Genomic DNA, 26,448 nt, shown 5'->3' on the forward strand with positions numbered 1-26,448 from the left:
AGGGAGTGAAACCGCTTATTTATGGAGTGGGTATATCCTTGCTGTTGATGAAGGGCAGGAAGCAAACGAAGGTATCACCGGTAAGTTCGTACTGAAAACCAGACACTCCGAAAAACGCGAAGGTCTTCTGGAGGTATTTCAGTCCGTGCTTCCCGGAAGCTCTTTGATCCTGACGAAGTTGCAGGTTGTTTGTCACCATGATACCATTATCGAGGCTTTCTATACGGATATGAAGCGGACTCGCTTTTGAAACGATATTGTGTTTCACTGCGTTCTCAAGAAGTATCTGGATGCTCATGAATGGCAGTAAGGCGTTTTGATGTTCATCCCGGATCTCCGTTGCCAGCGGAAGCAAGGATGATCCGAAGCGGATCTGCAGCAGGAAGAAGTATTCCGTGGCAAAGCGCATCTCCTGAGAGAGCTTAGCAAGGCCGCTTTCCGGAGGGTCTAATACATAGCGGTACACGCGCGAGAGCTTTACTACAAATGATTTGGCCAGTTCGGGCTTTTCTTCGATGAGCGCGTTCACGGAAGTCAGGGAGTTAAACAGGAAATGAGGATCGACCTTCTCTTTAAGTTTATCGAGCTGGAGGAGAGCGTTCTCTGTTTTCTGCCTTTCGGTGGTGAGCATTAATGCCTGCTTTTCAAGGGAAAGGCGTTGTTTTGTCATTTCTGCTTCTTGCCGTAGCATGAACTCTTTCTGCCATTTGGCCTGTGCTAAAGCGATCAGGAGGAGGATGATCAAGGCGCTGGCGACGAAGATAAGCATGGCATAGCGTTCAATAGCCTGGGTGTCTTCAATAACCACGAACAGGGGCGTGTCGACTACCATCGTCCAGTTCATAGAGCCGACACGGAATGGTGTATAATACCGAATAACCGGAACTTGCAGAAAGCTTGAGTATATGGTCTCGTAGCTGCTCAGGCTGTCGGCTAAACGGACTTCCCCGCTTAGCCTCATCAGAGAATCGGGTACCCTTGTACCGACGAGTTCTTCTTCCGGATTGCTGATGTAATAGCCACTGCTGTCGATGATCGTGGCTGTTGCCCTGCCTTTTTCGTTTACATTCCAGAGGTGCTTTTGAAGGTCTGTAAGGTTTATGTCTATTCCGAAGAATATCGTACCTGAGCCCTGAAAGTGGTATGCAGATGGTTCAATCCAGTGGAGGCTGCCGGCGATTCTAACGAGAGAACCATTTGGATCTTTACTTTTCTTATTCCTGGCCTGAGTTAAAACCCAGGCCCTTAGATCCGGATGTGCCGGTTTGATCCCCTGGGTTGCTTTATCAATCGATTTGACCAGGGTGTCCCGATCCTTGATCTCTACATACCAAGCATCGCCAATGGCTGCACCGCCTGTCAGTAACTTGGTAAGACCGGGAAGTATCTGGTCAGTGCTTGCAATTCCTCTGGTCTGTATGGCAAGTTCTTCGGCCGTGTACAATCCTTTGAGAATGCTGTTGAACTCTTCACGAAGAGCCAATGATTTTAATTGAAAAGTCTGGGAGCCAATGTCTTTGCTGATCTGTTCTGTTCGCGCATTGAATTTTCCTCTAAGTACGGTAGCTATGCCCGTGAAAACAAGCAAAACAAATGCGCTGATGGCAATGAAATATTTTGAGCCATAAATGCCAGACTTCATCGCGCAAAGATAGCTAAACTGTGTTGTAGAGAAATAGATTAGAACGCTTCATTTAATCCGAGGAAGAGTCCCCGTTTACCATACCGGCCGAAAGCGTAGTCGATACACAGATTGGTACGTGTTGCTTTGTTGAAGAGCACACGGAGTCCGCCGCCGCCGCCCGGCTGCCATTTGTCGAACAACTTTGTGCCCAGATCATCACTGGCTGACTGGATGTTGAAGAAGGTGACGCCACTCAGGAATTTGTTTTTCGTAATGGGAAAACGATATTCCACTTCGGAGCTAAAGTACTTGGGCCCTTTGAAATAAGCGATTGTATAGCCTCTGCCACTGCGTCCGCTCGGGTCTTTACCTGTTCCCGGAAGTTCCAGGTAGGGGAGCTTTCCGCTGAGCACGTAAGAACCGAAGTTCCAGAAGGCGATAACGTGTTCCGGGTTCCGGCGAGAGAGGCTCCAATATTTCCTGAAGTCTGATGTTAATTGAAGAGCATTCCTGGAGCTGCCCATCCAGCTCTGATTGGCGCGAATACCGAGGTCGGCATGGATGCCTTTGTAGGCACGGTTCTGATTATCCCTCGTCGTATACTGGGCGTTAAACAGCAGTCCGTTGGATGTGTAGCCATCCCTTTTGAATCCGTAACGGTCACTATAGATGTTGTAAGGAGTCAGTTCATTGCTGGTGTTCTTGTCTATTACATTTCTCCGGATATCGAAGGACACACCCGCACCGAGAAAGAACCCTTTGAACAGTTGTTTATAGACCTTTTCCCGGAAGTTGTAGAATTCAGCATGAAGAACATAGCCCGTACGTCCGGGATTGGATAGGATTTCATCCAGTTCGGTTGATCCTGCAGCGGTACCTATCCCCAGTCCAAAGTCAGGGGTCACCGTTTTCGCTGCAATCAGGCTACCCTGAAGATTCCATTTATTTCCGGATGTGAAGACGTTGTGGCTGATGTAAAAATAGAGGATCCCCTTCGTCGTTGCAGATGCGGAGGTGGCCGCTACGGACATTAAAGTAGATTTCTCTTTGCCGAGTACCTTCCCGGCAACGGCCTTTATTCCGATCTGTGCTCCGATACTTGGATTGTATGCCACATTGGGCATCATGGTGATACCTGATTTTTCGCTGGCTGGCTTGGCGGGTCTGCCCGGACGGAAAACGTCGCGAATCAGGTCGCCTACATCATAATGGGAAGAGTAGGCAGGGATCACCGGTGTGGACACAGCGTTGAGCGAATCAGCCTTCAACGAGTCGACCGGCGGATTTATCTGAGCGTGTACACGGCTAGTCAGACCAACAGCCAGCAGGGCTGCCGCAAAGAAGATGCTGAAGTTTCCCATGGTAGAAGATAACCACATGCATTCTTAAATGTTTGGAGCAAGCCAGGTCGGCCTTTAGAGGCTTCCCAGCTCGTAAGCGGTCTCGTTCTTCGCTTCAGACATGACAAACAAGCTTTGCAAGGTCCCGATGTTGGGGAGTTTGGACAGTTTACCCATCAAAAATTCGTGGTAGGCATCCATGTCTTTGAGCGCGATCTTAAGAATGAAGTCGAAAGCTCCGGTCATGTGGTAGCACTCCATTACCTCAGAGAATTTGATCACTTCCGTTTCAAAGGAGCTGAGGATTTCCTGTGAATGCTCCTTCAGCTGGACATGAGTGAAAGCGATCAGGTTTTTATCAATCATCCGCCGATCTACGATGGCCACGTATCGTTTTATATAGCCCTTTTCTTCGAGGCGCCTGACCCGTTCGAAGACTGGAGTGTGTGATCTTTTCAGTTCAAGAGCCAGCTGTTTGATCGTCATTCTTGCATCCTTTTGCAACAGCTCCAATATTTTGATATCCGTCGGGTCGAGGTTCATAAAGAGATTAAAATTCTGCTATGTGTGTTGTGTGGCGGTAAATCTCAGCATAATTGATCTATTTCAGGCCGGACGATAGGATAATTTTCTGATTAAAATGGTACTTATAGGATTAAATGCTGGTAATTATGAGTTTTGCATTGATTTTGATATCCGAACAATTGTATGGCGCGGATGTTAACACAATAGATTCATGAACAAAACAGGGAAAATATTAGTGATTGGTGCATGTGGTCAGATCGGAAGCGAGCTGACCCAGGCACTTCGCGAGCAGTATGGGAATGATCAGGTCATCGCCGGCGACCGCTTAAGTGCCGAAAGCAATACGGGGCCGGGGCGTCCTTACGTTCAGCTGGATGTTCTGGACAAAGATCATCTTTCCCGCCTTGTGAAGGAGGAGGGTGTCACTCAGATTTACCACCTGGCAGCCGTGCTATCGGCTACAGGTGAGAAGAATCCTCAGCTGGCCTGGCAGATCAATATGCAGGGTTTGCTTAACGTGCTCGATATCGGGGTGGAGGGGCGTTTGGAGAAGGTTTTCTGGCCAAGCAGTATCGCTGTGTTCGGTCCTGATTCTCCTAAAAAAGATTGTCCGCAGCAGACGGTCACTGAACCGACAACGGTATATGGAATCAGTAAGTGCGCCGGTGAATACTGGTGCAACTACTATCATCAAAAGTACGGTCTTGACGTGCGGAGCCTGCGTTTTCCGGGACTGATCAGCTATCTTGCTGCTCCGGGCGGGGGTACTACCGATTATGCCGTTGATATCTTCCATCAGGCAGTTGAACATGCTGAGTACACTTGCTATCTAGAGGCGGATACGCCACTTCCGATGATGTACATGAATGATGCGATCAGAGCGACCCTGGAACTGATGGATGCACATCCGGATCAACTTACTGTACGCACATCTTACAATCTTGCCGGACTTAGCTTTACACCTGCGGAAATCGCAGAAGCCATAAAGAAACGTATTCCGGAGTTCAGGATTTCATACGCACCGGATTTCCGTCAGCAGATTGCTGAGAGCTGGCCGGGAAGTATTGATGACCGTACGGCCAGGCAGGATTGGGGATGGAAGCCCCGGTTTGATCTGGAGACGATGGTTCATGAGATGTTGAAGGGAATGAAGGTTACTGTATAAAATCTTAAAGATATGTATGAAACTTTAAAGCCTGTTCTGGAAAAGGAGCTGGCCGAGATCAAAGAAGCCGGTTTATTCAAGAAAGAACGGATTATCACGACTGCCCAGGGAGCAGAGATCAGCACCACGGAGTCTTCAGAAGTGCTGAACTTTTGTGCGAATAACTACCTGGGACTTTCGTCCCATCCCAAGGTGATAGAAGCGGCGAAAAAGGCTATTGATGAACATGGCTATGGCATGTCGTCTGTACGCTTTATTTGTGGTACGCAGGATATACACAAGACGCTCGAGCAAAAGATCGCCGCCTTTTTGGGTATGGAAGATACGATCCTTTATGCTGCAGCATTTGATGCAAACGGGGGCGTATTTGAGCCTCTGTTCAATGAACAGGACGCGATCATTTCAGATGCGCTGAATCATGCATCGATCATCGATGGCGTCAGGCTTTGCAAAGCGCAGCGGTTCCGCTACGCACATAACGATATGGAAGATCTGGAGAGATGCTTGCGCGAAAGTGCGGGATGCAGACACCGGATCATTGTTACGGACGGATCGTTTTCCATGGATGGTACCATTGCTCAGCTGGACAAGATCTGTGATCTTGCAGATCAATACAAAGCGCTCGTACTCGTTGACGAAAGTCATTCTTCCGGATTTATCGGGAAGACCGGGCGAGGCACACACGAATACCGGGGAGTAATGGGCCGGGTGGATATCATCACCGGGACATTGGGCAAAGCTCTTGGAGGTGCAATGGGTGGCTTCACATCCGGAAAAACGGAAATCATTGAGATGTTGAGACAGCGCTCCCGTCCTTATCTGTTCTCGAATTCTCTGGCGCCGTCGATCGTCGGAGCGTCGATTGCCGTGCTGGATATGCTGTCTGAAACGACAGAACTTCGCGATCGTTTGGAAGAGAATACCCGTTACTTCAGAGAGCAAATGACCGCAGCCGGGTTTGATATACGCCCGGGCGAACACCCTATCGTTCCGGTCATGCTTTATGAAGCAGAACTTGCACAGGAATTTGCCAGCAGGCTGCTGTCGAAAGGCATTTACGTGATTGGATTCTTTTATCCGGTTGTGCCCAAAGGGCAAGCCCGCATCAGGGTGCAGCTATCTGCGGGACATACCCGCGAAAACCTGGAGAAAGCGGTTGCCGAATTTACGGAAGTTGGCAAGGAGCTAGGCGTATTAAAATAAAACCTCGTGTTCTGTTCAGCCCCTCTCTGCATGGAAAGGAGTTGAACAGAAATTTTTTCGTTCAGGAGGTAAGATTCCTCTACAGAGGAATTTTCTATATGATTGCCCCAATGGTTCGGTCGTGTTGAACATTTGTACTATCATTTACAACAAAAATGGCAAGTATCATATCAAATGTTAGGCTACTTTTATGTTCAGATAATATTAACCGAACACACCTGACCATTTATGAACCGTCTTTCCATTTTACTTTGCACATTTCTGACATCGTTTTTCCTGTCCGGCTTTGGACAAACCACTCTGCCTAACCCCATCCTGGCGGGATTTTACCCAGACCCGGCTATATGTAAAGTCGGTCCTGACTATTATATCGTCAACTCCACTTTTTCTTATTTTCCTGGTATTCCGGTATTGCACAGCCGGGATCTGAAAAACTGGAAGCAGATCGGTAACGTGATATCCCGTCCTTCTCAGATGGACTTCATGGGAGAGACTGTTAGCCGTGGATTATTTGCACCCGCCATCAATTATCATAACGGGCTATTTTACGTGACCTGTACAGATATCGATAACGGCGGAAACTTTGTGGTAACAGCCAAGAACCCTGCAGGTCCATGGAGTGACCCTGTGTGGATAAAGGAAGTGCATGGAATCGACCCATCGCTCTACTTTGAAGGAGAGAAAGCGTATATCATTTACAACAGTAATCCTCCGGAAAATAAGTCTTTGTACGATGGACACCGAACACTGCGGATGTACGAATTTGACCAGAAAACACTTCAGGTTAAAGGAGAAGAAATTCTGCTGGTAAATGGAGGAGTAGACATCAGCACAAAACCGGTTTGGATTGAAGGTCCGCATATCTATAAAAGAGACGGCTGGTATTACCTAATGGCTGCAGAGGGTGGAACAGCCGTGAACCACTCGGAAGTAATCCTGAGAAGTAAGGATGTTAAAGGACCCTATATCCCCTATGAAAAGAACCCAATATTAACACAACGTCACCTTGATCCTAACCGGAAAAATCCGATCACATCTACCGGGCACGCTGATTTAGTTGAGGGACCCGACGGGAATACTTACGCGATTTTCATTGCAGTGAGACCATACGAAGGAGACTACTACAATACCGGTCGCGAGACCTTTATCGCTCCGGTAAAATGGATTGACGGCTGGCCGGTTATCAATCCGGATCACGAGGAGGTTTTATATGAGTATCCTGTGAACTGGAAGGAGTACAAACATCCCGGATCATTACCGCTGAACGGAAATTTTAACTATACGATAGATTTCAAAGATACTTTGCATTCGGAATTTCTTTTTCTGCGTACGCTGGACACATCCTGGTATAGCTTAAAGAAGAAAAAAGACTATCTGACGATGAAGTTGTTGCCTGAAACAGCTATGGGTAAGGGCAATCCGGCCTTTATTGGAAGACGGCAGCAGCACCTCACCTGTGAGGCCTCTACGGAGTTAAGCTTCGCCGCCGGGAAGGAAAACGAAAAGGCAGGGATGATGATATTCCAGAATGAAACGCATTTCTACTATATCTGTAAATCGATATCCAAGGGTAAACCTGTTGTACAGTTGTTTAAAGCCGAGCGCGCGAGCAAGAGCATGGTCTTAATCAAGGAGCAAGCATTGCCAGCTTCATCAGGACCTCTGTTCCTTAAAATTTCTGCTGCAAAAGATAAATACTCTTTCTGGTTTGCGACAAAAAAGGATAAATGGAACCTGTTGCAAGGCGAATTAGACGGCAAGTATCTGAGTACACGTGTTGCAGGTGGATTCGTAGGTTCTTTATTCGCGATGTACGCGACTTCTGACGGAGCAGGCTCTGATAACACGGCCTCTTACAAGTGGTTCGGGTACAGCGGTAATGACGAGACTTTTAAAGCAAAATAAAGACAGATCATTCTTCAAACATTATTCATCCGATTTATGACTTTAAGAAAACTTGGAGCAGTAATCCGTCTTGTCCTTTTTCTGGCGCTGCCCTATCAGGCAGTCGCTCAAAAAGGAAATCTCAATTTTCTTAACATCAGTAGCAAAGAGGGACTTTCTTCCAATGTGGTGAATACTATTCTTAAGGATAGGTTTGGTTACATGTGGTTTGGTACAGATGATGGATTAAACAAGTTTGACGGGCAGAAATTTACCGTCTATCGTCATAAGGGAGGAGATTCTACCAGCATTTCGTCGAATGAAATCCTGCAACTCTATGAGGATCGTGCGGGTAACCTGTGGGTTGCTACCGGGGGCGGACTGGCTTTGTATAACCGGAAGATGGATTCATTTACCAATTACCGCGAGACGCAGCATAGGGCGATAACTGCTGTAAGCAGCGACAAAAGTGGTAATATCTGGGTAGGAGGGTATGGGGGACTGCATGTCGTTAACCCCAAGACCGGGGCCATGACGCCGTTGAAGCTAAAGAGGAAAGTTGATCAGGACGTGATTCGTTCAAGAGCGGTGATGCATCTTCACAGGGACCGTCATGACCGAATGTGGCTGGGGACGAGAAGGGGGCTGTATCTTTATCAACCCCGGGAAGGGACCCTGGTGCAGTACCTGCACACAAGCGACCCGACAAGCTTGTCCGGCAATGTGATATCCGCTATTGCCGAAGATGCAAAAGGAAACATCTGGGTAGGTACGAACAGCGGTTTAAGTGTATTGAAGATCAATGGGAACGGATTTGATAATTATTACTATGATGCGACCGATGAGGAATCATTGAGCAATAATATCGTCTACGCTCTGGCATCCGATCCAGCAGGTAAACTCTGGGTGGGAACTGAGGATGGATTGAACATACTTGATCCCGCAACACGAAAGGTTGCACGCGTGGAGCATGACGGGCGTAACCGCTTTAGCATGGTTGGGAAATCAGTCAAATCCATTTTTATTGACTCACAAGGGATCTTTTGGGTGGCAACTTTCCGCGGAGGGGTTAACAAGTACGACAAGAACCTTGCATTTTTTAATCTTCGGCAGAGTAACCGATTTGATCCGAGTGGTTTAAGTGCCTCGGTGGTTACCTCGTTTGCCGAGGGCGAACAGGGCAAGATGTATGTGGGGACAGATGGAGGCGGGCTGAATTCGTTCGATTTAACCACAGGCGTTTTCAGGCATATTTCTTTAGGCAGCTCTGCACCTAAAGGACTGTCGATACTGGCGATGGAAAAGTCTGATTCAGATGTTTGGATAGGGACATATCTCAGAGGATTGTACATCCTGAATTCCCGCACGGGTGATGTACGGCATGTTGAGGCAGGAAGCGGCCCTCAGAACATCAGTGGAAGCGACGTTTTCTGCATCAAGAAGGACAGCCGGGGAAATATCTGGGTGGGGACTAATGGCCAGGGCGTTGATTGTTTTGATGGGGAGAGCAAGGTATTTCTGCATTTTAACAACAATGCGAACAGTAGAATTCAGCTCAACGGCTATATAAGAGCAATAGAGGAAGATAAAGAGGGGAACATTTGGGTAGGTTCAAATGGTGCAGGTATAGCAGTATATAATCCTATCAGCAAATACATCAAGTCAATTACAAAGAACAATACCAAGCTTCCCAACGACAATATATATTCACTGTACAGTGCCCGCGATGGACGTATATGGATAGGTACTTCTGCTGGTCTAAGTTCCTATGATCTGGGAACCGGAAAAGCAAGCACTTATTCTGAAGATGACGGTCTTGCCAATGCTGTTATTTACAAGATACTGGAGGATGAAAGTGGGAAAATATGGATCAGTACGAATAAGGGAATCAGTAGTTTTGATCCTGTTTCCAAGCATTTTAAGAATTATTCCCATTATAATGGAATACAGCGCAGTCCTTTTGTGATCGGTGCGGGACTCCGTCTCCGGGACGGAAGACTTTTCTTCGGAGGCACCGACGGGTTTAATTATTTTCATCCGGGAGACCTGTATGCCAGCAGAAGTGTGCCAAGGGTCGTATTTACAGATCTGAAGGTCTCCAATCAAAGTGTGAGGCCTTCAGAAGATTCGCCGATCAGTGAGGACATTGCTGTTGTGAAAACGATAAACCTGGACTATAAGCAGAATTTTTCATTAAGTTTTGTGGCGCTCAATTATACGTCTCCTCATGAGAACAGGTATTCGTACAAGTTGGACGGTTTCGAAAAGGAGTGGAACGCTGTCGGGCCTTCTAATACGGCAATCTATACCAATCTGGATCCGGGAAGCTATACCTTTCATGTGAAGGCCACAAGTGACACGGGCGAGTGGACCACACCAGTTGCCTCTGTTAAGATCATCGTACATCCTCCTTTCTGGATGACTTATTACGCGTACGTGTTTTATGTTTTAGTTGTTGTTGCCTCTCTTGTCTTGATTAGACGACAGGGAATCCGCAAATTGAAAAATCGCTTCGCCATGGAGCAGGAGCGTCTGCAGGTTCAGCAAATGATAGAGCAGGAGCGGCGGGAGTCGGATCGGCTCCATGAGTTCGATCAGCTTCGTATTAAGTTTCTGACTAACCTCAGTCACGAGTTTCGTACGCCGATTTCTTTGATCGTTGGGCCTGTAGAGCAGTTGATTCAGCAGGAGACAAACTCACCACGCAATCAGCAGCTACAAATGATCAAGCGGAATAGTCGCAGGCTGCTCAATCTGGTCAATCAGCTGCTTGATTTTAGAAACATCAAGGAAAAGGAGCAGAAGTTACATGTTGAAGAGAAGGACTTTGTTGGTTTTCTGAAGGAAGTTGCAGAGTCCTTTACGGATCTGGCAGACAGGAAGCGTATCAATTTCAGCTTCAGCAGTGACGTGAAAAGCTATTTTACGGTATTCGACTGCAATAAGATTGAGCGGGTATTCTTCAATTTGCTTTCCAACGCTTTCAAGTTCACGCACGAAGGGGGTGAAATATCGCTGAAAATTAAAGACATGGATGGCCTGCAGATAAGTCTTTCAGACACGGGGATTGGAATGAAAGAGGATGAACAAAAGCTTATTTTCGACCGGTTTTTTCAGACAGAAACCGACAGCTCCGTTATCAATCAGGGGAGCGGAATAGGTCTTTCGATCGCTAAGGAATTTGTCAAAATGCATGGTGGAACGATTCAGGTTCAGAGTATTGCAGGAAAAGGTTCAATGTTCACGGTTCATCTGCCATTAAGCAGGATCCAGGATAGTACTATCGCAGATGAAGAGCAGAATGCAGACGAGGCGATGTTACCCGTGCTGGTGGAAAATCCGGAGTCTGCCTCGCTGCCTGTTATCCTTCTTGTGGAAGATAACGAAGACTTCAGATTTTATCTGAAAGATAATCTAAGCTCCTATTACAAGGTGGTAGAAGCAACGAACGGTAAAGACGGATGGCAAAAAGTTCTTTCATCGCATCCTCAACTTGTCGTCTCGGATATCAGTATGCCTTATGTAAGTGGGATTGAGCTTTGCAGGAAAATCAAAGCAGACAAACGGACCAGTCATATTCCTGTTATTTTGCTGACTGCACTGACCGGTGAAGAAAATCAACTCATTGGCTTAGGCACGGGTGCGAGTGACTATATGACTAAACCTTTCAATTTCGAGATCTTGCATGTGAAGATCAGGAACTTGCTGACTCAAAACCAGCAACTAAAGAGCACGTTCAGCAAACAGATTAAAATGATTGCCCCTGAACCGGTTGTTGAATCAGAAAATGAGAAGTTCCTGGAAAAGATACTCCAGTATATAGAATCGAATTTGACCAGTCCGCAGCTGTCTGTAGAGGGATTGAGCAAACATCTTGGAATGAGCAGAGGTTCTCTTTATACGAAAGTTCTTGAATTGACCGGGGAAACGCCTGTTGAGTTTATACGTTCTGTGAAGCTTGATAAAGCGGCGATATTGCTTGAAAGAAGTGATATGAATATCGGTCAGATATGCTACGCGGTTGGCTTTGCTACGCCGAACTATTTTGCCCGTGCCTTTAAGGCGAAGTTCAATATGTTGCCATCAGAATATATTACCCTTAAGCGCAAGGACAAGCCGTTGCAGCTTTCCTGATGCCTGGTGAATTGCTGCTGTTTTGTTCGCAGTGAAGCGTTTGTTGATTCGCGCTATTTAATCGTAAACGGCCCTCTCGAAGGGCCTTTTTTGTGCTGTCCTGATCAATGTTGATGAATGGAATTGCGTAAGTAAATGGTGCCGGGCCCAGCCTTCTACCAATTAAAACGGATATGATCTTTGTTGCAGATTGAGCGAGAATATTATCAGATAATGTTTCTCCTTATGTCTGAGGATGATTAACTTTATAAAAGCCAATTATACTATCGACAAGATCTCTACATGCAGCAGAATATATTTCTTTATAAGATAACGCTATTGGTGTTTGGTCTTATATTTTCAGCGCAGGTCTTCGCGACCAGGCCTGATCTTAGTTTTACGACATTTACATCTCGAGACGGATTGTCTTCTAATACTGTCTTTGCGATTCTGAAAGACCACTTTGGGTTTTTGTGGGTGGCCACGGATGACGGACTTAACCGCTTTGATGGTACATCTTTTAAAGTATACAGGCATATTGATAAACGTCAGACATCCTTAACAGCAAATCACGTCACCTCCTTATTTGAGGATTCGGATGGAACCTTGTGGATAGGCACGAACGGTGGCTCTGTAAGCGTATATGATCGAAACAAAGACGAGTTCATCGATCTCGGTAAGCACAACAACCAGCAGCTTGGAATTGCCGTGACTTCGATCAGTGAAGATGGCAGCGGGGATATCTGGGTTGCTTCTTACAGTGGGCTTCATGTAGTAGATCGCAAAAACTTCAGGATCAAAAGGGCTTATCAATATAGTGCAGCGGCCGGAAAGTTAAAATCGAACACCGTGATCTCCGTTTTCAGAGATTCAAGAAAGACGATGTGGGTCGGTACAAATTCGGGTTTGTACCGGTATGATAAGAAAGAGGATGCCTTTACCCGGTTTTTATACTCAGCAACAGGGCCGTTAGAGCAGTTTTCTGCGTTTGTATTGTCGATTAAGGAGGATAAAAAGGGACGGATTTTAGTTGCCACCCAGGGAGGCTTGCATGTGCTTTCTGCCACAGGGAAGAAAATAAAAACTATTCATAAAAGTGATGAGGGAGATTCAGGCATCAGTAGTGACATCGTCTATACCGTGAATGTTGCTGAGAATGGTTTGGTGTGGCTTGGTACAGAGGACGGTTTAAACCTCGTCAGCGTAGATAGTGGGTTCGTTTATAAGTACCGGGCAGACCGGCGGAATGAAAGCAGTCTGAAATCCAAGTCTATACGCTCTGTTTGTTTTGATAAAAACGGAATAAGCTGGGTAGGTACCTTCCAGGGAGGGATCAGTAAATTCGATCCAAACTGCACAAACTTCAAACGCATAGAGAGTAATCCCTTTGACAGTGATGGACTTAGTGCCCCCGTTGTGACGTCTTTCGCAGAGTACCCCGGGAAGGGCGTCTTTGTTGGTACGGATGGTGGAGGCCTCGATTTGTTTCATCTGAAAACCGGGGCGTTTACTCATTATGCTAATTTGCCGAGGCGGAGTTCTGTGTTAGCGCTGGAAATGGCGAGAGATTCTAAATTATGGGTGGGAACTTTTCTTGACGGAGTCTACATCCTTGACCTCTCATCAGGTAAGCAGAAACATCTCGTAAAAGGGAACCGGCCCTCGGATCTGAATTTCAGTGATGTATTTTGCATTCGGGAAGACAGGAAAGGCCAGGTGTGGATCGGTACTAATGGCGGAGGTGTGAATCTGTATAACCCTGAAAGCGGCCAGATCAGGAAGCTTGTTAATAATCCAATTAATGCAGAAGACCCGGGTTCTCCCTCACATCCCGTGATCAGGGCCTTAGAAGAAGATCGGAACGGTAACATGTGGATAGGAAGTTTTGGGGGCGGGATTTCCGTCTGGAACTTACGGACACAGAAGTTCTCGTTTTTCACTAAGAAGAAGAACGGACTGCCAAGTGACTATATTACCTGTATTCATGAAGACCGAAGTGGCAATATCTGGGTAGGTACGTACGGCGGAGGCATTAATCTTTTAAATAGAAAGACCGGGAAGTTTGTCAACTTTTCGGAAAAGGACGGCCTTGCTAACGACGCCGTGCAGAAGATCGTGGAAGACAAGAGCGGAAGATTATGGGTAAGTACTAATGGCGGGATCAGCAGCTTTGATCCCGTGAGCAAAAAATTCAAGAACTACACTCATCATAACGGCTTACAAAACTCCCCATTTGTTCTTGGCTCCGGTCTGTGTTTGAGAGATGGAACTGTACTATTTGGGGGGCAGGAAGGGTTCAATCTTTTTGATCCATCCATGTTGAGGATTAATCGGAATATCCCCTCAGTAGTGCTCACAGGCCTGAAGGTAAATAACGCTACGGTAATTCCTTCCGAGCAAGGTCCGTTGAAACAGTCTGTATTACTTGCCAAACAAATAGATCTAAAGCATAAAGACAACTTCTCGATCAGCTTTGTAGCTTTAAATTACACGATCTCCGAGCAGAATCGGTATGAGTACCGTTTAACGGGGGTAGATCGGGATTGGGTCTTAGCAGGAAAGGAGCATACGGCCTATTATACGAATCTTGACCCCGGAGATTACACATTTGAAGTGCGTGCCAGTAACAATGACGGCGTATGGAATCGCTCGGGGCGTTCTATTCTTATTCATGTTTCTCCGCCCTTCTGGCGCACGAGCTATGCGTACTTCTTTTATACGTTTAGTATGCTGACCCTCGTATTTTGGATACGATACCGGGGAATCAAAAAACTGGAAGGGAAGTTTGCCCTCGAGAAAGAGCGGATAGCTGCAAGGCAGCTTATCGAACAGGAAAGACGTCACGCGGAGCATCTGCACCAGATGGATATGATGAAACTTAAGTTCCTTACCAACTTAAGTCATGAATTCAGGACCCCCTTGTCGCTGATTGTGGGCCCTGTCGACACTTTGATTGAAAAGATTAAGGAACCGGCATATGCCTGGCAGCTGACCATGATCAGGAGAAACGGACGTCGATTGATGAATCTGGTCAATCAGCTGTTGGATTTCAGGAAAATGGAAGAACAAGAGCTAAAGCTCCAGCTCCGTCCCGGGGAGATTATATCTTTCATCCGTGACGCTGCAGATTCATTTGGCGACGTTGCCAGCAGGAAAAAGATATCTTTTGAGTTTACGTCGGATATCGCCAGTGCAAATGTCCTGTTCGACCACGATAAGGTGGAGCGTATTCTCTTTAATCTACTTTCAAACGCCTTTAAGTTCACTCAGGAAGGGGGTGTGATACAAGTCAGTATTAGTGCGGCTGAACAGTTGGATTCAGACGGGCGGCTGGTGCTGGATATGACTGTATCAGACACGGGTATTGGGATTCCGCCGGAAGCACAGGAGCGCTTATTTGAACGTTTCTTTCAGCATGATCCCGGTACAGCGGTACTTAACCAGGGAACGGGTATTGGTCTTTCCATTGTTAAGGAGTTCGTCAAAATGCATGGGGGAACGATTAGATTAAGTAGCCACCAGGGAAAAGGCAGCAGCTTTATCGTGTCAATGCCGTTTAGCCTGGAGGAGCTGGAACCTAAATGTCTTCCAGATGAAGACAAAGTCTTGAACATCTCAGAAAATGCTGAGGCAAAACTATTAGACGATCACTTAAAGGCCGCGGGGATAGCAGTATCGATACTGATAGTGGAAGATGATGACGATTTCAGGTTTTATATAAAAGACAACCTTAAGACGCAGTACCGTATATATGATGCTGTAAATGGCAAGGAAGGCTGGCAGCGTGCGCTCTCTCTGCATCCTGATATTATCGTCTGTGATGTAAACATGCCGGTGATGAACGGCATTGAGCTCAGTCGGAAGCTGAAGGCGGATAAGAGAACTTCTCATATTCCGATAATACTCCTGACAGCATCAACGGGAGAAGATGAACAGATACGCGGCCTCGAATCGGGTGCCAACGACTATATGACCAAGCCATTTAACTTTGCGGTACTGAATGTCAAATTGAAAAACCTGTTAGCGCTGAATCAGCAGTTAAAGGAAACTTATGTAAAACAGGTGAAGGTGTTACCGGCAAGTGTGGAAATCGAGTCGGAGAATGAGAAGCTTATTAATAAGGTTTTGGTCTATATTGAAGAAAACCTTCATAATCCCCAGCTCTCAGTAGAAGCCATGGCGAGGAGCCTCTGTATGAGCAGGGCCTCACTTTACAATAAGATACTTGAGATCACAGGCATGAGTCCGGTAGAGTTTATCAGATCCGTTAAGCTGGAAAAGGCAATCGTTTTGCTTGAACAAAGTGACATGAGCATAGCGCAGATAGCCTATCATGTGGGCTTCTCAACGCCTAATTATTTCGCCAGGTCATTTAAGGCCAAATACAACATCGTGCCTTCCGAGTATATCACAAACAAGAGGAAATTGCAACCGGTTGATTGATGAACGATGAGCATCAAACAGGAGAAGGCTTTGACATTTTCTCCTGTTTTTTAGACATTGTTGCTATCAGACGCGATTGTTTCTCTATAATTTCGAATCGAAGATTGTCGGATATTTATAGCTGCTCTAGCTGGAACTCTGAGCATGGTTGGCTGTATACGACATGAATATTCTAAACCATCTTGAATCATGGCAAAACGACCCTCTACAACTATGTCGGCTACTAAGGCAGTCAGACTAATTTGTTATGCACTATTCTTTTTAATCGCTGATCAGGTCTCAGGGCAGGTACTTCCCTTTAGGAACCCCGCTTTATCATCTGAAGAAAGAGCAAAAGATCTCATTTCGCGTCTTACTTTGGAGGAGAAAGCCTCATTGATGATGGATGAGTCGCAGGCGATCCCCAGGCTGGGCATTAAGAAGTTTAGCTGGTGGAGTGAAGCGCTGCATGGATTTGCCAACACGGATAGTGTGACGGTGTTTCCGGAGCCTGTCGGCATGGCGGCCTCATTCAATGATGACCTCATCTATCGGATATTTGATGCAACCTCTGATGAAGTGCGGGCGAAATATCATAATGCATTACGGAAAGGAGAAGAAGGCCGGAGATTTCTCGGGCTTTCTGTCTGGACACCTAACGTGAACATCTTTCGTGATCCGCGATGGGGAAGGGGGCAGGAGACGTATGGCGAAGATCCTTATTTAACCGCACGTATGGGCGTTGCAGTGGTGAATGGCCTCCAGGGACCGAAGGACTCCAGGTACAAGAAGCTGCTTGCTTGTGCCAAACATTTTGCTGTTCATTCAGGGCCGGAATGGAGTCGCCACGAATTGAATTTAAATAATGTACTTCCAAGAGATCTGTGGGAAACCTACCTTCCGGCATTTAAGTCCCTGGTGCAGGACGCAGACGTGAGACAGGTGATGTGTGCCTATCAGCGTCTTGATGATGAGCCTTGCTGCGGTAACAGCCGTCTTCTGAACACAATCCTTCGGGATGACTGGGGATTCAAGCACCTCGTTGTATCTGATTGCGGAGCGATAACTGACTTCTTTACAAGCCATAAGGTATCCTCAGATACCGTTCACGCAGCAGCAAAGGGTGTGCTGGCGGGTACAGACGTCGAGTGTGTTTGGGGAAAATATGCTTATGGTGCCTTACCTGATGCCGTAAATTGCGGACTTCTTTCAGAAAAAGAGTTAGATATCAGTTTGTTGCGTGTCCTTATGGCACGGATTGATCTTGGAGATATGGATAATGATGCTTTGGTCCCTTGGTCTAAAATTCCGATGTCAGTTGTTAACAATGCTGAACATCGCAAGCTAGCTTTACAGATGGCGCTTGAGTCGATGACGCTGTTACAGAATAGAAATCAACTTCTCCCTATACGGTCGAACAAAAAGATCGCGGTTATCGGACCTAACGCGAATGATGAGCCGATGCTTTGGGGGAACTATAATGGAACTCCCATTCGAACAATTACCATTCTGGACGGTATCAGATCTAAAATTGGAGCTAATAATGTAGTCTATGATAAAGCCTGTGATCTGGTTGAGAACAAAGTAATGCAAAGTTATTTTTCCAAGATCACCATGGAAGGTAAGCCCGGCTTTAAGGCATCTTACTGGAATAGCCCCGATTTGAAAGGTGATGTCGTGATAACACGGCCGATTACCCAACCGGTAAAGCTTACAACAGCGGGTCAGCATGAGTTTGCTCCAGGCGTTCGGCTCGAAGGCTTCTCTGGTAAATATGAGGCTGAGTTCACAGCGCCTGAAACGGAGGAGATTGTATTTAAGTTCGGCGCTACGGGACATTTCGAGCTGTTAGTGAACGGGGTTTCTTTAGCGAATTACAACAATTGGAGGACTCTGCCGTCAAGGGTCCCATACAAAGTTGAACGTGGCAAAACCTATAAGATTGAGATACATTACGGTCAGCTGAATAATTGGCAGGCCAACCTAGAATTTGACTTCGGTAAAGAGCTGGATATCGATTTTAACGCGCTGTTAGCGAAGTTAAAGGGGATAGATGAAGTTGTGTTCGTTGGCGGACTTTCAACGCTCCTGGAGGGGGAAGAAATGCCTGTATCGTACCCTGGTTTTAAGGGTGGAGACCGTACTGATATTGAGCTGCCAGAAGTTCAACGTAACTGTTTAAAGGCACTTAAAGCCGCTGGTAAGAAAGTGATTTTCGTAAATTGTTCCGGTTCTGCGATCGGTCTGGTTCCGGAAACCCAATCTTGTGACGCGATCCTGCAAGCCTGGTATGGTGGGGAATCAGGCGGCCAGGCAGTTGCTGAAGTGCTCTTTGGCGGGTTTAACCCTTCAGGCAAGCTGCCTGTCACCTTTTATAAAAACGTCTCTCAACTTCCCGACTTCGAGGACTACTCGATGAAGGGAAGAACCTATCGATTCATGTCTGATGCTCAGTTTCCCTTCGGCTACGGACTAAGTTATACTACGTTTTCGATTGGGAAGGCGCAGATCGACAAGCAGAAAATCAGCAAAGGCGATTCGGTACAGTTGAGTATCCCATTAAAGAACACCGGGAAGCGGATTGGCAGGGAAGTGATTCAGATATATGTTCGAAAGATTGATGATAAAGACGGCCCCTTCAAATCACTCCGTGGGTTCAGCAAGGTTGAGCTTGCTGCAGGAAAGGGAGTTGTCGAAAAGATCGCGCTGCCATACTCGGCTTTTGAATTTTTTAACGAAGAGGTAACCAGAGTGGATGTTACTCCAGGAGGATATGAAATTTTGTATGGAACCAGCTCTGCAGACAGGGACCTGAAGAAAGTTCAGGTTACCGTTTTGTAGTGAGCGTTTTGCACATTTCTGAAGCAATCTTATTCAAGAGGGTGTATTATTTTTGTAATACACCCTCTTTTGGTAAATAGGCTCACCGGCATGGGATAAATTGTGTTTACTCTCCACTGGTAACATACCGGGTTCTTTATGATTGATTTGACTTGTCCAGCGCGGACCGCCCTACATTGAAAAGGAGTGAGTGGCTGAAGTGTTGAAGATAAGATTGGATCCAGGCAAATAAAAAAGCGGCTGCATCAATCGATACAGCCGCTTCCATTTGATCAACGGGGGCTACTTAATTATTCATAGCATTACCTGTTAGATTTTTGTTGTTGTCCAGTTCCGACTGAGGGAAAGGATAGTAGGTGGCTTTTTCAGTCCAGCCTTGTTGCTTCAAAGGATCCAGCCATTTTGGATCGGCACTTCCCCATCTGATTAAGTCGAAGTATCTTTGATATTCTCCTGCAAGCTCTACAAAGCGTTCGTGAGCGATGATGTTTTTGATGTTATTCAATCTCACCCCGTTAATGGTTGTGTCTTTTGCGAGCAGTCCGTCAACAGTCGGAATAGTTCCTGGAGACTTTTGGTACCATAGGTGGGTTTGCTCTGAAGGCACAACATTATTGGCGCGTCTTCTCACCATATCGATATAGGTTTTTGCTCCCTGTACATCACCTTTTTCGTTGAGGCACTCTGCATACATCAGTAGAACGTCAGCATATCTTAAGAGCCTGTCGTTATTGTCATTGTCGAAATCTGGTATTTGTACATCAGGGCAGTACTTCCTTGTTCCATACAGATCTTTGTCGGTAGCCAGGTTTTTCATCCAGTCATCATACTTGGTAACCTTACCGTCCAGCTGAGTGAAATAGGCTCCATTATCGCACCAGAGCGTCATGTACTTACGCGGATCTCCAGGCTCGAATTCATCATAGGTCTTTTTGTTTGGAGCAAGATTCCACCAGGCACCTCCAGTACCGTCGAAAATTCCTATTTCCTGCCAGCGCCATGAATCTGATAAATCTCCTCCCAGCCAACTTGGACCATTAAACATCTGGATTTCAAATATAGACTCAGCGTTGTTTTCTGTCGTCGAAAGGAAGTTGTGTCTGTACTGATCAACAAGGCGGTACTCACCACTTTCAATGACTCTTCTTAGTGCAGCTTCTGCTTCACCAAATTCAGCTTTCTGCCCCGCTTCGAGGATAGGACGATAAAGATAAGCTTTTGCCAGATAGGCTTGTGCTGCGCCCTTCGTTGCTCTTCCGATAAAGCTGGCGTTCGCGTAAAGCGCACTTCTTACGGGAAGAAGTTCTTCAGCCTTCTTGAAGTCACTGATGATGAGGGCGTAAACCTGACCCTTTGTTGAGTTAGTAGGGTAGTAGTCCGCGTCAGAAGATACTGGTTTGTCGATGAGTGGCACTGTCTCGCCGAACATTGCAGCCATATGCATGTAGTGCAGTGCGCGAAGGAAGTGTGCTTCGCCTAGCATCCTATTCTTCCGTTGTTCATCAATTTCACCTTCAAACGTTGTGATCTTGTCGATCGCCAGGTTAGAAGCCAATATACCGTTCCATAGATCCTTCCAGGTTCCTGAGGCCATGCCGTCGCTTGCAGGAGTATTGTATGTGTCCTGGTACATGGGCTCCCATTTGAATGTGTGATCAAAATCGTCTCCCGGAGCAAGAAGCTCATAATATAGCGAGCGTCCGTATCCACCCTGAACCCGGCCAATGAGGGCCTGATATGCAGGGATAATGGCAGCCTCTAACTGCTCTGGAGTACGGTAATAGATTTCTGTAGATATTTCCTGTGGATTCAATAGATCCAAATCCGGCTTACACCCTGCAGAAAGCGTGAGTGCCAGCGCGATGATATTGCCAATTTTTACTGTCGTTTTCATGTTAGAAATTATAAGGTAAACTGTGCTCCTAGGAAGAATTCTTTTGAATTAGGGAAGGTTCGTCCCCAAGGTCTTTGTGCGTCTATACCACGGCTCAGGTTGTATCGTGCATCATCGGATCCAACTTCAGGATCGTAACCAGAGTACTTGGTAAAGGTGAGTATGTTTTTTGCTCCTACATACACACGGAAGCGGTCAACTTTGAAGCGTTTAGCAAACTGTTCAGGGAAGGTATAGCCCAGGTTTAATGTTTTCAGACGCAGGTAAGAACCGTCTTCGATAAAGCGACTTGATGCACGCAGGTTCTGGTTTGGATCGCCCAGTACTGCACGAGGGATATCTGTATTAACATTCTTAGGATAACGTGTTGTTGCACCAGAAACAGGGTTGGTAAAAACCACGTCTTCTGCACGATAACGATCCAGAGTACTAGCAAAATTGTTGTAATAGTGGTACATACCCTCTCCCCAATATTTGCTGTTATTGTAGATTTCGTTGCCCTGAACACCTTGCCAGATCATCGAGAAATCCAATGTTCCAAATCGGGCTGCGTAGCTTGCATCAAAGTTGAAACCGTAACTGAAGTCAGGTATCGGGCTGCCAATAAATGCTTTATCACGGTCATTTATCGCATTGTCGCCATTTAGGTCCCTGAAACGGACATCTCCCAGTGCGGCGTTTGGTGCAAATGCCTTATCCTGCTGAAGCTGGTCTGCGGATGTATAAAGTCCGTTTGTTGTGTATCCCCAGAACTCACCAATAGAGCGGCCCACTGCGGTTCTTGTTACGTTTTCCCCACCTGGATTTACGTTCCCGAATAATATTTCATTGTTATTTCCGAGACTCAATACTTCATTATCTACAAGTGAAAGATTTGCAGAAGCAGAGTATGAGAAGTTCTGACTTGAATTTCTATAGGTAGCGAGCATGTCCCAACCGCGGTTCCGGATACTTCCGGCGTTCAGAATCGGGAAGTTATCGATATAACCAGCCACATACGAGATAGGTACGTTTACCAGCATATCCTCGGTCTTTTTATTGTAATAGTCGATCGTCAAAGAAAGTCTGTTCTTAAACAAGGAAAGATCAACCCCGAGGTCAGTTGAATATTGACTTTCCCACTTAACATTCGGGTTTGATGGGTTCAAAGGAAGACCTCCGGTTACCATCTCATTGTTTAAATAATACCATACCCGGTCGAAGCTAACCGTGTTCTGATATTGATACTGGTTGATGTCGGAATTTCCGAGTAAACCGTAACTTCCTCTTAGTTTCAGATCACTTATAAATGAAACATTCTTCATGAAGTTTTCCTGACTCACACGCCAGCCTGCAGATACAGAAGGAAAGTTTCCGTAACGGTAGGCCTTACTGAAGTTTGCAGATCCGTCACGACGAAAGTTCAATGTAAGTAAGTACTTGCTCTCGTAACTGTAGTTGATACGTCCAAGCATGGAATACATGGCGAATTGACCCACTCCTGATCCTACCACGCGTGAGGAAGAAAGGGTAGAGAGGCCCAGAATAAGTAAGTCCGGACTAGGGAGTGCCCTGGCACCTGCGTTAACAGATTTAAATCTTGATTCTTCGGATGTGATACCCGCTAACGCGCTGATGCTGTGCTTGCCTATCATCTTATCATATGATAGTGTGTGCTCAAATAACCATCTGTTGTTTTGACTAGTTGAGATATTTAATTCATCTGGGTCATGATTCTGATATTGTCCCACTGAATAGGCGGAGATATAACCCTGCTCGCGTCCTCTGTTTAGATCAAGTCCCAGGTTAAACTTGTATTTCAAGCCGGGGATGAACTCATAGGAAGCCCAGATATTTCCGTTTGCGAAAAACGACTCATTATTGTTGTCGTTCAGGTATGCGTTGGCCAGGGCACTTGCTACGTCCGTTCCGTTTCCTGCTCCTGAGAAGCCGGTAGAGCTATTAGGATCGTAGAGAGGCAATGTAGATGACCAGCGTTGGGCATCAATTAAGTTTTTGTTACTCCAATTACGGGAGTTAAAGTTCAAAGTAACCGTTTCTCCAACCTTTAGTTTTCCTTTAGTGAAGTCAGAGATAAATTGTGCACCATAGTTTTTCGAGTTTTCTTTGATTAAAATAGGTTTATCTGTAGAATATATACCATTAACTCTGAAGGTGGAATTTTCATTTCCGCCACTTATTGAAAAGTTATGCTTCTGATAAGATCCGGTGCGTAACAAAGCATCGACCATATTATATCCCTGTCCGATGCTTTCAGGATTAGCTAATGCAGCAAGATAATCTGTCCTGGAAGGATTCTGATTGTACATTTCCTCATTGATCAGCTCAGCCAGCTGCTGCCCGTTCAACATTTCTACGTTGTTGGCAATCGTCTTTGTTCCGCCATATCCGAAATAATCGAGCTTTACCGGGCCTTGCGCTCCCCGTTTGGTGGTGATCAGAATAACACCATTCGCTCCGCGGGAACCGTAAATGGCACTGGATGCGGCGTCTTTCAGGATCTGAATGCTGGCGATATTGTTATCGTCAGGTACGGCACCACCGATCATTCCGTCAACTACATAGAGCGGATCTGTATTGTTGATCGAGCCAACTCCACGGATTCTTATCGTTCCGGAATTCACTTGTACCCCAGGAACTGTACTCTGCAAAGCGGCTTGAAAACCTCCAGGTGTCTTCAATAGGTCTTTGGTTTCGACGGTTGCGATTGACGATGACAGATCCACTCTCTTTTGAGTACCATAACCGATCACGACAACTTCGTCCAATGCTTTCTCATCAGATCTTAAGCTGACGTTAATAACGGTTCTTCCTCTAACCGGTACTTCCTGAACAGCATATCCTATACTCGTAAACTCGAGTACAGCTGTAGAAGGGGTCTTGATCTGGTATCGTCCTTCAGAGTTGGATATTGCTCCAATGCGGGTACCTCTTACTTTGATACTCACACCCGGCAATGCACCGGAAGTGTCTCTCACGGTACCAGTCACCGTGATTTCGTTGTTTTGCGCTTTCACCCAGCAAGGGGAAAACAACAATAAAATTACTACAAAGGAAGCCAGAGCAGCTCCTGAGCTTGGTTTTAGTTTTAGCATAATTTTGAGTTGATTGTAGATTTTTGGTTTGATTAGTTTGCTCGCGCAGGCCAAAAGCCAGTAGCAGATGTGTTACTTTTTATAGTAATCATCCGTCACGAACACTGAGACAATTGTTCGGAAAAATGTCCATCTGTTCTATTGTTATTTTAGATTAATTAGTTGTAATTGGTTTACGTTGTTATGGAAAGATCCCCTGTTACATCGAAATGCCGCATTGTAGATAAGGAGAACTAAATTATTTAAGAAAGCGCTGTGCGGATGATCTGCTCGTCCAAAAGAGTAGGATAAATGTCAAAGAAGGACATTTAGACAAATCTGCTATGTTTTTGTTCATATCTGTAACCGGTCGAAAGCCCGCATATGTTAGTTTTGAATATGCGGGCGTGTCCCGAGACCAATTAAGTTTTATAAACCTGAATGTATGAAGTCTATTCTTGTATCTGTTGCACTCTTGTTCGTTACGGGTGTGCTGGTCGCGCAGCCTGGGTCTAAACAGGCACCTGATGGCTTTGATTCGCCGAAGGCTGATATCCAGCACGGGAAAATTGATACCGTTTCGTATACATCGAAGATAGTGGGTTCCGTTAGGAAAGCCCTGGTCTATACACCTCCCGGGTATAGTAAAAACAAGAAATATCCGGTATTATACTTGCTTCATGGCATTGGGGGAGATGAAAAGGAGTGGTTCAACAATGGTACGCCGCATATCATCCTCGACAATCTTTACGCTGAAAGAAAGTTGGAGCCCATGATCGTTGTTCTTCCGAATGGCAGAGCAATGAAAGATGACAGGGCGACCGGTAACATCATGGCTCCTGAAAAAGTTGCGGCTTTTGCCACATTTGAAAAAGATCTGCTAACGGATCTTATACCTTATATCGAGCGACAATATCCAGTGAAAAAAGATCGTCAAAATCGCGCCTTAGCAGGACTATCGATGGGGGGAGGGCAATCTTTGAATTTCGGCCTGGGTAATTTGGATACGTTTGCATGGGTCGGTGGTTTCTCATCTGCCCCTAATACCAAAGTTCCCGAACAGCTGGTTCCTAACCCTGCGGATGCAGCAAAGAAATTGAGGCTACTCTGGATCTCCTGCGGAGACAACGATAATCTGATGTCTTTCAGCAGACGGACCCATGAGTACCTTAAGAAGGGAAAAGTACCTCATGTTTTCTATGTCGAACCAGGCAACCATGATTTCAAAGTCTGGAAGAACGACCTGTATATGTTCTCTCAGCTTCTTTTTAAACCGGTGGATCAAAAGATCTTTTCTGAATACACCTATCTCGGCTTTCCCGCCTCCACAAATATCCGCTCTGCGAAATATCCGCAGGTACTGGCAGACCACCGGGTCGTATTTCAGCTTAAAGCTCCTGAGGCAACAAAGGTTCAGGTAGATCTCAACCGAAAGTACGACATGCACAAGCGTCAAGATGGTATCTGGGAGGCGATAACAGATTCGATTGGCGAGGGGTTTCATTATTATTCTATGCTCATTGATGGTGTACCAGTGGCAGACCCCGCCAGTGAGTCTTTTTACGGGATGGGTAGAATGGCCAGCGGTATCGAAATACCCTTTGAAGGGGGTGATTACTATGCCGAGAAAGATGTTCCTCATGGTGAAGTGCGGATGAAACGTTATTTTTCAAGAGCCTCTAATTCCTGGAAACGCTTCTTTATTTACACTCCGCCGGGTTATGATAAGAGTCTTGCAGAGAAATATCCCGTGTTATACTTGCTCCATGGTGGGGGAGAGGACGAAAGAGGTTGGAGCATGCAGGGAAAAACGGATCTGATCTTGGACAATCTCATTGCTTCTAAAAAAGCAAAACCAATGCTGGTGGTTATGATGGACGGTAATGTAGGAACTGCTGGCTTCGGTGAACAAGCACTTCGGGCATTTGAAGCCGAGCTCAAAGCAGTTATCCCTTTTGTGGAGGCTAATTACAGGGCAGAGTCAAATCGTGATGCAAGAGCGCTCGCTGGCCTGTCAATGGGAGGTTTGCAGACGCTTCATTCTGGCATTAGAAATTCAGAGATGTTTGGTTATCTCGGGGTTTTCAGCTCTGGTTGGTTTGCCGGACAGAATGAATTATCGGGACCACAATATGCTTTTATTAAAGATAATTACTCGAAGATTAATTCTAACGTTAAATCCCTTTGGATAGCAATGGGTGGAAAAGAGGACATTGCTTATGAAAATTGTAAGGCAATGATGTCGAAATTTGACGAACTTAAACTGAAATATACCTATACCGAATATCCGGGTGGTCATACCTGGCCTGTTTGGCGTAACAATTTATATAATTTTTCACAGGTACTGTTTAAATAGAGGTACC

At 46.0% G+C, this 26,448-nt stretch carries 12 protein-coding genes; 7 read left to right on the forward strand and 5 right to left on the reverse strand.

The window, feature by feature from the left end:
- Window positions 1–19: 19 nt before the first annotated feature.
- Genes ACO1NU_RS00235 through ACO1NU_RS00245 form a run of 3 tightly spaced genes read right to left on the reverse strand, consistent with a single transcriptional unit; the run spans window position 20 to window position 3,507 of the window.
- Window positions 20–1,642 (reverse strand): histidine kinase, encoded by a 1,623-nt coding sequence (locus tag ACO1NU_RS00235; protein ID WP_448816429.1) that lies wholly within the window; start codon window positions 1,640–1,642, stop codon window positions 20–22.
- Window positions 1,643–1,680: 38 nt separating this feature from the next.
- Window positions 1,681–3,003, reverse strand: coding sequence for a BamA/TamA family outer membrane protein (locus ACO1NU_RS00240; protein WP_448816430.1), 1,323 nt, complete (start codon window positions 3,001–3,003; stop codon window positions 1,681–1,683).
- Between the two features lie 36 nt (window positions 3,004–3,039).
- Window positions 3,040–3,507, reverse strand: coding sequence for an Lrp/AsnC family transcriptional regulator (locus tag ACO1NU_RS00245; RefSeq protein ID WP_448816431.1), 468 nt, complete (start codon window positions 3,505–3,507; stop codon window positions 3,040–3,042).
- 193 nt (window positions 3,508–3,700) lie between these two features.
- On the opposite strand from ACO1NU_RS00245, the gene ACO1NU_RS00250 reads away from it, so the two are divergent.
- The 6 genes from ACO1NU_RS00250 to xyl3A all read left to right on the forward strand — a co-directional run bounded on the left by ACO1NU_RS00250 (window position 3,701) and on the right by xyl3A (window position 19,117).
- Entirely contained in the window at window positions 3,701–4,654 is a 954-nt protein-coding gene (locus ACO1NU_RS00250; protein ID WP_448816432.1) for an NAD-dependent epimerase/dehydratase family protein, read from the forward strand.
- A gap of 12 nt (window positions 4,655–4,666) precedes the next feature.
- Window positions 4,667–5,857, forward strand: coding sequence for a glycine C-acetyltransferase (gene kbl, locus ACO1NU_RS00255; RefSeq protein ID WP_448816433.1), 1,191 nt, complete (start codon window positions 4,667–4,669; stop codon window positions 5,855–5,857).
- 228 nt (window positions 5,858–6,085) lie between these two features.
- On the forward strand, window positions 6,086–7,762 hold the full coding sequence (locus ACO1NU_RS00260) for a glycoside hydrolase family 43 protein (RefSeq protein ID WP_448816434.1): 1,677 nt from the start codon (window positions 6,086–6,088) through the stop codon (window positions 7,760–7,762).
- A 36-nt stretch (window positions 7,763–7,798) separates the two neighbouring features.
- Window positions 7,799–11,875 (forward strand): hybrid sensor histidine kinase/response regulator transcription factor, encoded by a 4,077-nt coding sequence (locus tag ACO1NU_RS00265; protein ID WP_448816435.1) that lies wholly within the window; start codon window positions 7,799–7,801, stop codon window positions 11,873–11,875.
- A gap of 402 nt (window positions 11,876–12,277) precedes the next feature.
- The gene (locus tag ACO1NU_RS00270) at window positions 12,278–16,297 is read left to right on the forward strand and encodes a hybrid sensor histidine kinase/response regulator transcription factor (RefSeq protein WP_448816436.1); all 4,020 of its coding nucleotides are present in this window, start codon (window positions 12,278–12,280) and stop codon (window positions 16,295–16,297) included.
- Window positions 16,298–16,486: 189 nt separating this feature from the next.
- Entirely contained in the window at window positions 16,487–19,117 is a 2,631-nt protein-coding gene (gene xyl3A, locus ACO1NU_RS00275; protein ID WP_448816437.1) for a xylan 1,4-beta-xylosidase, read from the forward strand.
- A gap of 286 nt (window positions 19,118–19,403) precedes the next feature.
- Here xyl3A and ACO1NU_RS00280 read toward each other — a convergent pair whose 3' ends face one another.
- The gene (locus tag ACO1NU_RS00280; RefSeq protein ID WP_448816438.1) at window positions 19,404–21,011 is read right to left on the reverse strand and encodes a RagB/SusD family nutrient uptake outer membrane protein; all 1,608 of its coding nucleotides are present in this window, start codon (window positions 21,009–21,011) and stop codon (window positions 19,404–19,406) included.
- An 8-nt stretch (window positions 21,012–21,019) separates the two neighbouring features.
- Entirely contained in the window at window positions 21,020–24,106 is a 3,087-nt protein-coding gene (locus ACO1NU_RS00285) for a SusC/RagA family TonB-linked outer membrane protein (protein ID WP_448816439.1), read from the reverse strand.
- A 424-nt stretch (window positions 24,107–24,530) separates the two neighbouring features.
- On the opposite strand from ACO1NU_RS00285, the gene ACO1NU_RS00290 reads away from it, so the two are divergent.
- Entirely contained in the window at window positions 24,531–26,441 is a 1,911-nt protein-coding gene (locus ACO1NU_RS00290) for an alpha/beta hydrolase-fold protein (protein WP_448816440.1), read from the forward strand.
- The last annotated feature ends 7 nt before the right edge of the window (window positions 26,442–26,448 follow it).

Source organism: Arcticibacter sp. (assembly GCF_053551015.1).